Source organism: Salinigranum marinum (genome assembly GCF_024228675.1).
Classification (GTDB): domain Archaea; phylum Halobacteriota; class Halobacteria; order Halobacteriales; family Haloferacaceae; genus Salinigranum; species Salinigranum marinum.
In genome coordinates this window covers 1,047,304-1,060,616 of sequence record NZ_CP100461.1, presented here as the reverse complement: position 1 = coordinate 1,060,616, position 13,313 = coordinate 1,047,304, and the positions used below count along the sequence as shown (strand labels likewise).

General features: G+C 67.4%; 12 protein-coding genes. 4 read left to right on the top strand and 8 right to left on the bottom strand.

Translation table 11 applies throughout. From position 1 onward, the window contains the following. The first annotated feature begins 26 nt into the window (after positions 1-26). The gene (locus NKJ07_RS05180; RefSeq protein ID WP_318569519.1) at positions 27-422 is read left to right on the top strand and encodes a thioredoxin family protein; all 396 of its coding nucleotides are present in this window, start codon (positions 27-29) and stop codon (positions 420-422) included. Positions 423-425: 3 nt separating this feature from the next. On the opposite strand, the gene NKJ07_RS05175 is transcribed toward NKJ07_RS05180, so the two are convergent. The 3 genes from NKJ07_RS05175 to NKJ07_RS05165 all read right to left on the bottom strand — a co-directional run bounded on the left by NKJ07_RS05175 (position 426) and on the right by NKJ07_RS05165 (position 4,004). Continuing rightward, positions 426-2,528, bottom strand: coding sequence for a thioredoxin domain-containing protein (locus NKJ07_RS05175; RefSeq protein WP_318569518.1), 2,103 nt, complete (start codon positions 2,526-2,528; stop codon positions 426-428). Between the two features lie 20 nt (positions 2,529-2,548). Then, positions 2,549-2,965 (bottom strand): hypothetical protein, encoded by a 417-nt coding sequence (locus NKJ07_RS05170; RefSeq protein WP_318569517.1) that lies wholly within the window; start codon positions 2,963-2,965, stop codon positions 2,549-2,551. Positions 2,966-3,089: 124 nt separating this feature from the next. Then, positions 3,090-4,004, bottom strand: a complete 915-nt coding sequence (locus NKJ07_RS05165) for a hypothetical protein (protein ID WP_318569516.1) — start codon at positions 4,002-4,004, stop codon at positions 3,090-3,092. A gap of 163 nt (positions 4,005-4,167) precedes the next feature. On the opposite strand from NKJ07_RS05165, the gene purD reads away from it, so the two are divergent. Together purD and NKJ07_RS05155 are read left to right on the top strand one after the other, a co-directional pair. Then, a complete protein-coding gene (gene purD, locus NKJ07_RS05160; protein WP_318569515.1) occupies positions 4,168-5,451 on the top strand; it encodes a phosphoribosylamine--glycine ligase in 1,284 nt (427 codons plus the stop codon). A gap of 48 nt (positions 5,452-5,499) precedes the next feature. Then, on the top strand, positions 5,500-6,120 hold the full coding sequence (locus tag NKJ07_RS05155) for an acyltransferase (protein ID WP_318569514.1): 621 nt from the start codon (positions 5,500-5,502) through the stop codon (positions 6,118-6,120). 90 nt (positions 6,121-6,210) lie between these two features. On the opposite strand, the gene NKJ07_RS05150 is transcribed toward NKJ07_RS05155, so the two are convergent. The 4 genes from NKJ07_RS05150 to dacZ form a co-directional block, all read right to left on the bottom strand. After that, positions 6,211-7,215 carry a PAS domain-containing sensor histidine kinase gene (locus NKJ07_RS05150; RefSeq protein ID WP_318569513.1) on the bottom strand — a complete coding sequence of 335 codons (1,005 nt, stop codon included), beginning with the start codon at positions 7,213-7,215 and terminating at the stop codon, positions 6,211-6,213. Between the two features lie 298 nt (positions 7,216-7,513). Next, entirely contained in the window at positions 7,514-8,311 is a 798-nt protein-coding gene (locus NKJ07_RS05145; RefSeq protein ID WP_318569512.1) for a hypothetical protein, read from the bottom strand. A 205-nt stretch (positions 8,312-8,516) separates the two neighbouring features. Further along, positions 8,517-9,290: a mechanosensitive ion channel domain-containing protein gene (locus NKJ07_RS05140; RefSeq protein ID WP_318569511.1), complete on the bottom strand. Its 774-nt coding sequence runs from the start codon at positions 9,288-9,290 to the stop codon at positions 8,517-8,519. A gap of 2 nt (positions 9,291-9,292) precedes the next feature. Continuing rightward, positions 9,293-10,108 (bottom strand): diadenylate cyclase, encoded by an 816-nt coding sequence (gene dacZ, locus NKJ07_RS05135; RefSeq protein ID WP_318569510.1) that lies wholly within the window; start codon positions 10,106-10,108, stop codon positions 9,293-9,295. Between the two features lie 308 nt (positions 10,109-10,416). Between dacZ and NKJ07_RS05130 the strand changes: the two genes are divergently transcribed. After that, positions 10,417-12,204, top strand: a complete 1,788-nt coding sequence (locus NKJ07_RS05130; protein ID WP_318569509.1) for an extracellular solute-binding protein — start codon at positions 10,417-10,419, stop codon at positions 12,202-12,204. Here the strand turns inward: NKJ07_RS05130 and NKJ07_RS05125 are convergent. Continuing rightward, positions 12,201-13,304 carry an IS630 family transposase gene (locus tag NKJ07_RS05125; protein ID WP_318569508.1) on the bottom strand — a complete coding sequence of 368 codons (1,104 nt, stop codon included), beginning with the start codon at positions 13,302-13,304 and terminating at the stop codon, positions 12,201-12,203. The two genes, NKJ07_RS05130 and NKJ07_RS05125, sit on opposite strands and share 4 nt — an antisense overlap. Between the last annotated feature and the right edge of the window lie 9 nt (positions 13,305-13,313).

The window sequence follows — 13,313 nt, the reverse complement described above, 5'->3', positions numbered from 1 at the left end:
AGACGCTCGATTCCGAACCCGTGCGTATGAGCCACAGACTGGAGACGATGCGGCCGAACCCGGCCTGGGACGCCGCCTCCTACCCCGAGGTCGTCGAGGCGCTCTCACAGGAGGGTCTCGTGTTCAAGGTGTGGGGCGGCGACTGGTGTAAGGACTGCCGCGCGCAGTTACCCGACTTCGGCGCGGCGCTCGACGCCGCGGCGGTCCCCGACGAGCGGATCGAACACTACCCCGTCGAGAAGCACGACGACGGATCGAAGGCCGGTCCCGGCGTCGACGAGTACGGCATCGAGTTCATCCCGACGGTCGTCGTCGAGCGCGACGGCACGGAGATCGTCCGGTTCGTCGAGGAGGCCGAGGTGCCAGTCGCGGTGTTCCTCGCCGAACGTCTCGCGCCCGACGCGGTCGAAGCCGACGACTGAGCCTCACTCGTTTTCGTCCGCGCCGTCGAACCACGCGAGTGCGTCCTCGACCGTGGACCGCGGCGGCGAACACGAAAAGCCCTCACAGGCGTACACCGTCGGCCCGTCGCGGGCGTCCCGACCCGCCCACACCGCCGGTAGTTCGTCGAGATCCAGCCGTCGAAGCCACGGCTCGATAGCCTCGTCCGTCGCGGGCCGGCGGGCCACCACCGCCCCGGGGAGGTACCGGGTTGCGAGCGTCTCGCGCCAGGCGTCGGGGAGCGAGTCCGCCGCGAGCGTCAGTTCCAGGACGCCGCGGTGGTACGTGTCGGCGGCGAGTGCGAGCGAAACGTGCTCCATCGGGTTCCCCTGGAGGCGGTTGGCGTGCGTCTCCAGGACGCGTTCGGCGACGGTCGAAAACCCGGCGTCGGGCGCGAAGCCGTCGAGGGCGAACAGCAGGTCGACGGTCACGCCGAGCGACGAGGGCGTCGACTGGTCAGACAGTTCCTGCGGACGGGTGACGAGCGTCTCGCCACTTTCGGGCGTGAAGTACAGCGTTTCTTTCCCCTCGTCCCAGAACTCCGCTTCGATCGTGCGGGCGAGGTCGAGCGCGAACGCCAGGTGGTCGACCTCGCCCGTGGTCTGGTAGAGGTCGAACGCGCCGCGGGCGAGGAAGGCGTAGTCCTCGAGGAAGCCCGGTCCCTTCACGTCGCCGTCCTTGTACCGGTGGGCGAGCCCGCTGTCCGGCACCCACAGCCGGTCGCGCACGAACGACAGCGCCTCGCTCGCGCGCTCGGCGTACGCGTCGTCGAGGACCCGCCCGCCCAGGGCGAGCGCCGAGATCGCCATCCCGTTCCACGACGCCAGCACCTTCTCGTCACGGGCGGGACGGGGCCGTCGCTCGCGCGCGTCGAACAGCCGAGCGCGCGCGTCGTCGAGTCGCTCGCGGACGTCCTCGGCCGTCGAGTCGTACTCCTCGGCGAGTTCCGCGAGGCTCGTTGCCAGCGTCAACACGGTCTTCCCCTCGAAGTTGCCGCCGGGGGTGACGCCGTAGCGGTCGCAGACGAGGTCGGCCAGCGTAGCGTCGTCGAGGGCGTCGTGGACCCCCTCTGGCGTCCAGACGTAGTACGTCCCCTCCTCGCCCTCGCTGCGTGCGTCGAGCGTGCTGTAAAAGCCGCCCTCGGGGTGTGAGAGCTCGCGGTCGAGAAAGGCAAACGTCTCGCGGGCGACCTGCGCGTACCGCTCCGTGCCCGTGAGCTGGTACGCGCCGAGGTACGTGCGCGGCAGCAGCGCGTTGTCGTACAGCATCTTCTCGAAGTGGGGGACGACCCACTCCCGGTCGGTGGCGTACCGGTGGAAGCCGCCGCCGAGGTGGTCGTACATCCCGCCGTCGGCCATCGCGTCGAGCGTCTTCGTCACGACCGCCAGACACTCGTCGCGACCGGTGCGGACGTACGAGCGCATGAGGAGTTCGAGCCGCGTGGGCTGGGGGAACTTCGGTCCCGTGGAGCCGAAGCCGCCGTACTCGCGGTCGGCGCTGCGGAGCGCGGCGCTCGTCGCGTTCGCCAGCGCCTCGGTGGAGACCTCGCCCGGGGAGTCGGGCGTCTCCTCCAGTTCGTCGCGCAGGAGTGCGCTCCACTGGTCTGCGCGGTTCTCGATCTCCTCTCGATCCTGTCCCCACGACTCCGCGAGGCGTTCGAGCAGGTCGAGAAAGCCCGGCATCCCCCGGCGTGCCCGTCGGGGGAAGTACGTCCCGACGAAAAAGGGCCGGCCGTCGGGCGTGAGCCACACCGACAGCGGCCAGCCACCCCGGCCCGTCGTGCGCTGACAGATCGTCATGTACACCGAGTCGATGTCGGGTCGCTCCTCGCGGTCGACCTTGATCGGGACGAAGTGGTCGTTGAGGAAGGCCGCGACCTCCTCGTCCGCGAACGACTCCTCCTCCATGACGTGACACCAGTGACAGGCGGAGTAGCCGATCGAGAGGAAGATCGGCACGTCTCGTTCGCGCGCCTCTTCGAGCGCGTCGCCGTCCCACGGCTGCCAGTGGACGGGGTTGTCCGCGTGCTGACTGAGGTACGGGCTCTCCTCCTCGTCGAGTCGGTTGCGGCCCGCGCGTTCGCTCATGGTCGAACCTGGGGCTCGGGCTACCTAAAAGGCGGCCAGTCCGACCGTTGGACCGGCCGCCCGGCGACCGCTCGACTACGGGTCCAGTCGACGGCGTCCGCTGCGCGGTTCAGAACCGTCCACTTCACGGCGTCGACGGTCCCGACCCCCTCGACATGGAGGTCGTCGCGCCGGTACGCCCGGCCGATCTCCCGGCCCGGGGCATCGCTCTCCGCGATCTCGTGAACCGTCCCGCGGTCGGTCTCGATGTCGAGGGTGGCGTCCTCGCGGCCACAGCCGCGGACGTCCTCGACCTCGAGGTTCTCGCCGAGTTCGAAGGAGTACGTCCCCCGGTCGGCGACGCGGAGGTTGACGACTTCGCCCCCGAGTTGGGACACCCCGACCCCGAGGTCGTCGTTCGCCGCCTGTGCGTCGACCCGTTCGAGCGCGGAACGCACGTCGTCCGACGAGTCGTCGCCATCGCCGTCCGATCCGGGCGGCTCCGATGGTGCGCCAGTGCGGGTGACGGTGAGCGTGTAGCGTGCGCTGTTGCCGGCCCACTCGGCGGCACCGTCGATGGGATCAGTCGATCGACGACTTGTCGCGGTGGAGTTCGTCGTACGCCACTTGGTCGACAGGGTTGACGCGGTAGTCGCCGGACTGGTTCGACGCACCGATCGTCGGGCGGAACTGAAACGACGGCTCGTCCCAGCGGGCGTGGTTGTACGGTGCCCACTCCTCGTCCGTGATCGGGTCCTGCACACGCACGGGTCTGACGGTGGGGCTTCGCTCCCAGTGGGCCTGCGTCGTGAGGTCGATAGTGACGTCGATCGTCTCGCCCGCTTCGACGTCGAGCCGGTAGAAGTCCTCGTCGTAGGTAGTGACCGTGAGGTTCTCGTAAGCTCCCTCCGTGAGCGTCGGGGCAGTCCCGCGTGCGTCGTTGTGTTCGAACCGGTCGTCGACTTCGAGGCGGTAGGGTGCACGGGTCGGCCCGTCGTTCCGGACCTCGACGTAGTAGGTGCCGGCACACCGTGCGGTGACAGTCGTGTTTCCGCGCTGGATGGCCCGGTCGGTGCGGACGAGCGCGGAACCCGTGCGCTGCCAGTTTCCGTCGGGATCGACGGTTCTCACCTCGCTCTTCGAGGGATCGTAGACCGTGTACCGGAGGTTGCCGTCGCTGCCGTCGTGGTACAGCGTGACGGGCAGGGGATCCCCGCGGTCGAGGTCGACGGCGTAGATGTCCTCGTCTTCGTCCTCGATCGTCCAGAAGCCGCTCGGCTCGTCGATCTCCGACCCCGGGCTCGTCGACGTGTGCTTGATCGGACGCAGTCCGTGCAGCGTTCGGGGACCGATCTCAGTCGCCCGGTCGAACTCGTCGTTCGGCTCCAACTGAGGGTACGGTGGGGAGGTCTCGTGTCCCATGGCGGCCGGGAACGTGGCAGTCACACAGAGTGCGGCGACGAGACAGACGACGGCGGCGTGACGCGCGTGTGGCATGGTCTCCGTTTCCGGCTTTCCAACAAGTGTGAACGAACCACGTATTCACACATACAGAGATTAAGCGCTCGGTCCGGACGCGTCGGCTGTGTACGCACGTTCGTGGACAGCCTCGCTCGTCCGAAAAGCAACCTTTACACTCCAGTGCTCAACTCCTCCGACTATGACCGAAACCGTACTCTTGGTGGGTGGAGGCGGCCGCGAACACGCGATCGCTCGCGCGCTGGCCGAGGACTGCGAACTGTACGCCTGCGCGTCGAACCGGAACCCGGGGATCGCTCGTCTCGCCGCGGGGACCGAGGTCGTCGACGAGACGGCCGTCGAGGAGATCGTCGCCTACGCCGAGTCGATCGACGCGACGCTCGCGGTCGTCGGTCCCGAGTCGGCGCTCGAAGCCGGGGTGGCGGACGCGCTCGACGACGCCGGGGTGTACACGTTCGGCCCACGGAAGGAGGAGGCGCGCATCGAGACGGACAAGGCGTTCCAGCGGCGGTTCATGCGCGACAACGACATCCCGGGCTGTCCCGCGTTCGAGACGTTCGACGACGTGGAGGCGGCCTGCGACTACATCGACTCGCACAACGGGGATCTCGCGGTCAAGCCCGCCGGCCTCACCGGGGGCAAGGGCGTCAAGGTCATCGGCGACCAGGTCACCGAGGCGGAGGCGAAGGCGTACCTCCGCGAGGAGGCGTACGACCGGGTCGTCCTCGAAGAGCGCCTCGTCGGCGAGGAGTTCACCGTCCAGGCGTTCGTCGCGGACGGCGACGTGCGCGTGACGCCCGCGGTGCAGGACCACAAACGCGCCTACGAGGGCGACGAGGGGCCCAACACGGGCGGGATGGGGTCGTACTCCGACGCGTCGCTCCACCTCCCGTTCATGACCGAGGGCGACTACGCCGCCGCCGTCGAGATCATCCAGGCCGTCGTCGACGCCCTTCCGGAGTACAAAGGTGTCCTCTACGGACAGTTCATGCTCACCGCGGATGGCCCCAGGGTCGTGGAGTTCAACGCCCGCTTCGGCGACCCGGAGGCGATGAACACCCTGCCCGTCCTGCGCACGCCGTTCATCGACGTGCTGACCGCCGCACGCGAGGGCGACTCCCTCCCTGAACTGCACTTCGACGAGCAGGCGACGGTGTGTAAGTACGCCGTTCCCGAGGGGTACCCGACGGACCCCGCCGCCGGTGCGCGCATCAAGGTGGACGAGGAGAGCGTCGGCACCGCCCTCCTGTTCTACGCCTCGGTCGATGAGCGCGAGGACGGCATCTACACCACCACCTCGCGGTCGTTCGCCGTCGTCGGGGTCGGCGACACCATCGAGCAGGCCGAGGGCGTGGCCGACGGCGCGCTCGCCGCCGCGGGCGACGGCCTCCGTATCCGCCACGACATCGGGACGCACGACCTCCTCCAGGCACGGATCGACCACGTAAACCGACTGCGCGGCTGAACGGGCGGCCCACCGGGGTTTTTGCCCGCCGCCGCCGAAGCCGCGGCCGTGACAGACGACGCCGCGGGCGCGACCGGCGACGGCGAGGGTGACGGGACGGACGAGCACGGCAGGGTCGATAGCCGCCACGACCGGCTCACCCGCCACCCGACGGGTGGGCGGGGGAACTCGCTGATGCGGTGGACCGACGCGAAGTCGCCGGTTGCCGTCACGCGGAACTACGCCGTCGTCCTCCTCGCGCGCGTCTCACCGAGCCTACGCCTGAAAAACCGCCTCTTCCGCGCGCTCGGCATGACCGTCGGCGACGGGGTTGCGTGGGGGTTGGAGTCGACGCCGGACGTCTTCTGGCCAGAACTCGTCACCATCGAGGACGACGCCATCGTCGGCTACGACGCGACGCTCCTCTGTCACGAGTTCCTCCAGGAGGAGTACCGGACGGGCGAGGTCCACGTCGGCGAGCGGGCGATGATCGGCGCGGGGGCAGTCGTTTTACCTGGTGTTCGGATCGGCGCGGACGCGCAGGTGGCCGCGAACTCGCTCGTCGACAGGGACGTTCCGGCGGGCGCGACCGTCGCGGGGGTTCCGGCACGGGTGGTGTCGACAGTGGAGCGCGACGACAACGGCGGTGGCGAGGACGGTGCTGTTGACCGCGAGGACGGACGGTACTGACGATGGGGCGCGAACGAGCGACACGGCCGACGAGCATTACCGGCCGGCCGTTCACCACTCGACTTCGTGGCCCGGATCGCCCCGAACCGGTCAGCCCTCGGAGACCGGTTCGGAGAGGTTCTCGCCGAGCGTGGTGTCAGAGGCGTGCTGGAGGCGGACGGCGAACACCGCCCCTTCGGGCTCGTTTTCCTCGACCCAGACGGTGCCGTCGTAGTTGCTGATGATGCTGTCGACGAGGAACAGGCCCAGGCCGGTCCCGTGGTGGACGACATCGACGTCCTCGCGGCCGAAGATGAGGTCTTCCTGCCCCGGCGGGACGCCGGGACCGTTGTCGCTGATCCGGACGACGACGTCGGTCTGACGATCCAGCGCCTCGATCTCGACCCGGGGAACGTCCTTGTCGTTGTGGACGACGGCGTTCTCGAGGAGCGCGTCGAACGCGGCCGGGAGGAGGTCGTCGGCGTACACCCGGACCCCGGGCGTCCGTCCGAGGTCGAACTCCGCGTCGGGGAACCGCTTTCGGGCCGCGACGACTCGTTCTTCGAGCAGCTCCCCGAGCCGAACCGGGCGGCTCTCGGCGTCGTACGACTGCTCCAGGAGGTCCCGGAGGTCCCGGACCTGGTCCGATCGGCCGACGATACGCTCGACCTGGTCTCTGGCCTCCGTGAGCGCCGCGAGCGCCTCGGGATCGTCAGTGTTCTCGCTGGCCGTGTCGAGGTAGCCGTACAGCAGGTTGAGTTCGTTCCGGAGGTCGTGGCGAAGGAGTCGGCTCAGCACCCGCGACGTGCTCGCGTAGCGCCGCTGTTTCGTCGTGTCGACGAACACCGCCACGTACCCTCTCGTCTTGCCGTCGACGACGACCGGGGCGGCCGACCCCCGGCCGTAGACGCGCGTCCCGAACTTCGTCTGCAGGGCGAAGTCACCCCGCCAGGGCTCGCCGCGGACGAGCGTCTCGACGATCTCGTCGATGACGTCCGTCGTCCCGGCGATGATCGACACCGGTTCGTCGATCAGTTCGTCGCGTCCGTACCCCGTGAACGCCCGCCCGGCGCGGTTGACGTCCCTGATGAGGAAGTTCAGATCTGTCAGAAGCATCGGTGTGTCCGCGCTGTGGAGAGCTTCGACGTAGACTGAGTCGCTCAGGGGAGACATGAGACGCGTGCCCGACCGTTTGCGCCGAGAGAGTATAATGCGTGCGCTACACACACCGCAGGAAGAAACTCAGGTTAACAGTACACTCACCGGTTTCGGATCGGTCCGCGGCGTCCCACGGCCGACAGGATTCGTCGTCGCGTCCGGCGTCCCGTGCGTGCCAGGCGGGACGGAGGTCTCGTGCGTCGGGTGGGTCTCGTGCGGTCACCGCGTGGGGTCGGCGGCATCCGTCGCGCTCGGCTCAGTCCGCGCGGAGGGCGAACAGTTCCTCGTAGTAGCTGGTGACGAGGCCGGCGACGCCGCCGACGGCCTCGACCTCGTCGTCGCCCCACTCGTCGTGGGCGGCGACGCCGGCGACGAAGTAGTCCGCAAGGCGAGCGACGTCGGCGGCGGTCGCGTCGGTGCCGTCGAGCATCGCATCGAGTTTGATTCGGTGGGCGCTCGCGGCGGCGTCCATCCAGTTCATCGTCTGGCCGTGGAGCTTCCAGAAGCGGGTCTGGGCGCTCGCGTAGTCGTGGTCGACGTCGACGTGGTCACAGACGTCGCGGAGGTACGCCTCGACGAGTTCCCACCGCGGGTCGGCGAGAACCGGCCCCTCGTGGACCGTCGCGTCGGTGAGAAACAGCGTCTCGTCGAGGTCGCTCTCGGCGGCCGCCGAGGCGAACGCCTCGGCGTTCTCGATCTCGTCTTGGACGAACAGCGCCTCGGCGAAGCGGACGCCCGCGAGGTGGGCCCGCGCGCTGGGGACGTGGGGGAACTCGGCGACGAACGCCTCGCCCATCAGTTCCCGGGCGGTGTCGGCCGCCCGGGCGGCGGCCGTGGCGTCGCCCGCTCGGAGCTGTGCCTCCCGTCCGTCCTGGGCGTAGAAGGCCCGCAGGAGCGTCTCGGCGACGTCGCTCGGGGACTGCGCGTCGTGGGTCGTCGTGTCGGTGCGGCGGACGGTCGTCGTCCGCACGGGTTCGCGTGCCAGAGAGTTGGTAGATTCGGACATGTGTGGGTAGTTCGCGTGCCAGGCGACCCCTGCGGCCAGGGTCGTCACTCACACCGTTCGGGAGGTGATACATAAGTTCAACTCACCAACTATCACGGGTGAAAATGTGTGAAATGTAATATTAATCTGAAAGTCAGTATTTCGATACAGTATTGTACAATAGAGTGTATGGATTATGATTGAATGAATATTCGCGATGATTCGTTAATGGGACGTGAAACGGGAGACTGCACCCGAATATCTGGCGTGGGCGTCATCGGAGCCGCGCGACGCCACGCTCGAACACTTTGTCGTTTGGGAGGATGACCTCCTCCTCGTCAGACTCGACGTGGGTGACGAACAGGTCCATCTCACAGACGATTCCCCGGGTGTCGCCCACGCGGACCTCGTCACCGATGCCGTACGGCTGGTGGAGGAGGAGGTAGATCCCGGCCGCCCCCGACGCGAGCATCTGTTTGAACGCCACCGCGGTGAGGACGATGACCGCGAGGAAGTAGGCCCCGAGCGACACCACGAGCGCGCCGGTCGCGACCCCGATCTGTGAGAGCGCGATGAGCGTCGCGAGGAACAGGACGCTGTACTTCGCCCCGAGTGGTACGACGTCGACTCGTTCGAGTTTGATGCCGCGGAGCTGTTCGGCGACCAGCAGTTCGACCTTGTCGGCGACGACGAGTCCGATGATGAGGATGAGGGCGGCAGCGAACAGTTGCGGGAAGAAGGCGGCGACCGCACCGCCGAGTTGGTCGACGTAGTCGATGCCGACGACCGAAAGCGCGACGAGCACGGCGAGGCCGACGACGAAGTAGCGAGCGAGTCGGGAGAGGATGACGACCGTCGACGTCCCGAAGTCACGCGCGGTTCGCTCGAACGAAGTGCCTTCGATGGCGTCGGGGACGCCCACCCGGACGAGGAGCCGTCTGAGCACCGCGCTCACGAGATAGCCGACGAGGACGCCGAGCACGACGAACGCGAGCGCGACCCACACCTGTGTCGGGACGGCGTTGACCACCTCCGCAGCGGTCTGCATCGTCAGTAGTCCTCCGGATCGATCTCCAGAACGAGTTGACCGCCTTTGAACGCTCGAACGAGCCCGTCGGACTCCGAGAGCACGATGGCCGTCGCGTTCGTATCGCGCGTGATCGCCCCACCGGCCATGTGCCGTGCGCCGAGTCCCTTCGGGATGTCGACGCCCTCCGCGGACGGTTCGAGGTAGCGGTACGCCGAGACGATCTTGCCCGAGTCCGAGATGATAAATGCGCCGTCGAGCCGCGAGAACTCCTTCAGCATGACGTTCACGATCGGATCCCCCACGTGGACGTGAGACTTCTCGAACGGGTTGTACGACAGCGGCCGCGACTTGTTCATCACCTTCCCGGCGTCGCCGACGACGAACAGCGCGCCGACCGGTTTGCCTTTCTGTCCCTTCTTGCCCAGTTCGATCGCCACCTCGAACACGTCGCGGATGACGCCGGGTTCGGCCCGCGAGTGCGTGAAGAGGTCGTACAGCCCCGAGTGCATCGACTCGTCGACGCGCACCCGGACGACCGAGTCCGGATCGCCGTCGAAGACGGCGACGGAACAGGCCAGATCGTCCCCCTCGGCGACGATCCCGCGGTCCATCGCCCCCTCGACACCGAAGCGAATGCGGTCGCGCACGTTCTCGAACGACAGCGGGAGTTCGACGTACGTCTCCGCGTCGACCGCGTTCTGCGGCGCGACGACAACGACCTCGGTTTCGGCGTCGGTGCCTGCGACCTGCTCGTAGAACGAACTGCTCGGCGAGAAGAGGAACACGCCGTCCACGTCCGTGATGAGGTAATCGAGGATCTCCGAGAGGGTCGCCATTGGTCGTAACTCGCCCCCCTGCGGGATAAGGGTTTACGTCGTCGTCATGCGCCCGTCGTGCGAATTCACCCCGGTTCGGACCGGACTCGACCAGGGCCCCCGTCGGTCCCGCCGGCCACGACCCAGGACCGTCTCGCGTGCGCGCGGGCGAGTCGGCGAGTCCACCGTGGCGTCGGTGGCGAACGCGCCCGTTGGCCACCCCTCCCGTGGAGCGCTCCCGCGGGGACGGCGTCGTCCGGTGTCGAGAATCAGGAGTGATAGCCGACAGTGAAACGTTAAATCGCCGCGATGGGACGCTGGAGCGTACGATGACAGACCTCTGGCGTTTCGTGCGGGGAACGAACCACGACGCGGACGGCGAGGGGAACGAGCCACGCGAAGGGACGGGCGAGCCGTCGTCGGGCCGTACGACGACCGCGGACCGGGACGTGCGTGACGCCGGTGGCAGGGACGAGGCGGGTGAGAGAGACCAGTCGACGACTTCGCCGGCCACGGACGGCGGGACCGCCGCACAGGGGCCGCCGCAGACCGAGTCACTGTCCGAGGTGGCGGAGTTGCTCGCGGCGGTCGCCGACGGCGACCTGACCCGACGGATGGACGAGTCACGGGGCTCCGACGAGCGGCGTGCGGTGGCGCGGGAGTACAACCGACTGGTCGATCGCTGGAGCAAGACCGTCACCGAGGTCGAACGGTTCGGCGGGCAGGTCCGCGGGGCGACGGAGGGCGTGGCGACGGGGATGGACGAGGCCAAGGACGCGAGCCGGGCGGTCGCGCGGGCGGTCGAGGACATCTCCGACGGGGCGCGGCGACAACACGACCACATCGAGGACATCACCGGCGAGATGCGGAACCTCTCGGCCGCCACCGAGGAGGTCGCGGCGACGGCCGACGACCTGACGAAGGCGACCGCGGAGGCGACCGACCGGGGGGAGACAGTCGACGCCTCGGCCACCGAGGCCGTCAAGGTGCTGGCCGAGATCGACAACCGGATGGCCGAGGCGCTCGACCGCGTCGAGGACCTCGAAGACGACGTCGAGGAGATCGAGTCGGTCGTCGAGTTCATCACGGACGTGGCCAGTCAGACGCACGTGCTCTCGCTGAACGCCTCCATCGAAGCGGCTCGCGCCGATCAAAACGGTGCCGGCTTCGCCGTCGTCGCGGACGAGGTGAAGGAACTGGCGAGCGAGACACAGCGGGCGACCGACGAGATCACCGCCTCGATCGGTACCATCCGCGAGGGGACCGAGCGGACCGTCTCCGAGATGCGCGACACGCGACAGCGCGTCGAGTCCGGTGCGGAGACGATCACCGACGCGCTCGACGCCATCGCGGGGCTCGTCGACGACCTCGAAGGAGCCAGCGCCAGCATCGAGGAGCTCTCCGACGCGACCGAGTCGCAAGCCGACGCCTCCCAAGGGGTCGTCGAGATGCTCGACGACGTCCGGGAGATCAGCGACGACACCGCCGACGCGGCCGACGACGTGGCGGCGACGGCGCGCGGACAGACGACCTCGCTCGTCGAGGCGGCGACGAGCGTCGAGACCCTCTCGGAACGGACGGCCGCGCTGGACTCGTCGATGAGCGACGTCAGGGTGCGGTCGTCGCGGGCGGCCGCCGACGCGGAGACGACCGTCCGGATGTGGCACGCGATGGGTGGCGCAAAAGGGCTCCTCCTGGAGGAACTGGCGGATGAGTTCGAGGCCGAGACCGGCGTCCCGGTCGAGATGGTCTCGAAGGGGAGCTACCGCGGCACGTTCAACGCGACGATGGACGCGGTCGGCTCCGACGACTCGCCGACCGTGGCACAGCTGTTCGAGATCGGGACGACGCGGGCACTCGACAGCGGCTCGTTCGTCGCCGTCGAGTCGATCCTGCCCGACGACCTGGTCGACAGCCTGCTCGACCCCGTCGCCAACTACTACCGCCACGACGGCCGGCTCTGCTCGCTCCCGTTCAACTCGTCGAACCCCGTACTGTACGTCAACCGCGACGCGTTCCGCACCGCCGGGCTGGATCCCGACGAGCCGCCCCAGACGATCGCCGAGGTGGCGGCCGCCAGCGAACAGCTGGTCGACGCCGGCGTCGTTAGTACTTAGCGTAACTTCTGAAGATAGCCGCCGAGATAATTGTCGATCCAAGAGGCCGCGAAACTTAGCTGGGTCGTGAGCTTCTCGAAGAGCTCGGTGAGGAGAGCGCGGTATTCTGCCGCGCTCTCCACAATCAATGGTGACGCTTCCCATTTCAGACTCTTCCAGACCTGCTCGATCGGATTAAGATCCGGTGAGCCAACGGGGAGAAACACGAGGTCAATCCCAAGCTGATGAGCTCGTTTGCGTGTGTACTCGCACACGTGTGAAGAGAAGTTATCCAAGACGAGCAGAATCCGCTGGCTCGGATTCTGCTCGCGGATCCCTTCGAGACACTCGCAGATTCGCTCTTTCTCCTGAGTAGTCGGGAACTGGAGTACACTCTCACCAGAGAGTGCATAGAACCCGACCGCTGGTGAAGTTAGACGAACCAGCGGTCGGGTAATGTGAGGGTCGTCGACGGTGTAGAGTCGCTGTGAGTTATCCCACGGTTGTGGATGCGATGTGTCGAGAAATCCAAGCACAGTTCCACCGTCCGTCCGGATCTCTTCGTCAACGACCCAGCCTTCCTCGTCGTCTCCGTCGCGTTTGTTGTGCGGCTCATCAGATCCCTCGTCGAACGCGTCGCCGACGCGTTCGTCGAGGATCTCTTCGGCATCCTCTGGCCGTGATGGACGCTTAGTCCGCGGAATTGCGTAGGAGAGGCCGAGCTTTTCGAGGAACGTAGTGAGGTGGCCTGGGTGAAACTCAACGTCGAACTCCTCGTTGATGAGGTGCTGTATCTCCTGTTTCTTCCACGGTTGGCCCTCACGGAGCAGTTCCAAGAGGCGTTCCTGTTGTTCTTCGCCGAGCTTCGGGGGCCTGCCGCCCCCGAAGTTCGGCATCAAAAGTCCGAGGCCACCCTTGTTCCATCGGCGGGCCCAACGTGTTCCTGTTGCGGAGGACCTGCCGACATCGTCGGCAGCGTCCTCCAAGGTCGCACCCTTGTACAACCGCTTGATGAAGATCAGCCGCTCAGTGAGTTTTTCATCTGTAGACTCCGTGAGGAGTCGATCGAGATCGTCCTCACTGAGGTGACGGACGATCTCTTTGCGGCGATCTCCAGACATACCTCAGAC

What these genes read in the sequence shown, in the direction of transcription:
- purD (WP_318569515.1), top strand. Translation starts at nt 4,168, where the DNA reads ATGACCGAAACCGTACTCTTGGTGGGTGGAGGCGGCCGCGAACACGCG.
- NKJ07_RS05140 (WP_318569511.1), bottom strand. Translation starts at nt 9,290, where the DNA reads ATGCAGACCGCTGCGGAGGTGGTCAACGCCGTCCCGACACAGGTGTGG.
- NKJ07_RS05175 (WP_318569518.1), bottom strand. Translation starts at nt 2,528, where the DNA reads ATGAGCGAACGCGCGGGCCGCAACCGACTCGACGAGGAGGAGAGCCCG.
- NKJ07_RS05165 (WP_318569516.1), bottom strand. Translation starts at nt 4,004, where the DNA reads ATGCCACACGCGCGTCACGCCGCCGTCGTCTGTCTCGTCGCCGCACTC.
- NKJ07_RS05150 (WP_318569513.1), bottom strand. Translation starts at nt 7,215, where the DNA reads ATGCTTCTGACAGATCTGAACTTCCTCATCAGGGACGTCAACCGCGCC.
- NKJ07_RS05180 (WP_318569519.1), top strand. Translation starts at nt 27, where the DNA reads ATGAGCCACAGACTGGAGACGATGCGGCCGAACCCGGCCTGGGACGCC.
- NKJ07_RS05130 (WP_318569509.1), top strand. Translation starts at nt 10,417, where the DNA reads ATGACAGACCTCTGGCGTTTCGTGCGGGGAACGAACCACGACGCGGAC.
- NKJ07_RS05125 (WP_318569508.1), bottom strand. Translation starts at nt 13,304, where the DNA reads ATGTCTGGAGATCGCCGCAAAGAGATCGTCCGTCACCTCAGTGAGGAC.
- dacZ (WP_318569510.1), bottom strand. Translation starts at nt 10,108, where the DNA reads ATGGCGACCCTCTCGGAGATCCTCGATTACCTCATCACGGACGTGGAC.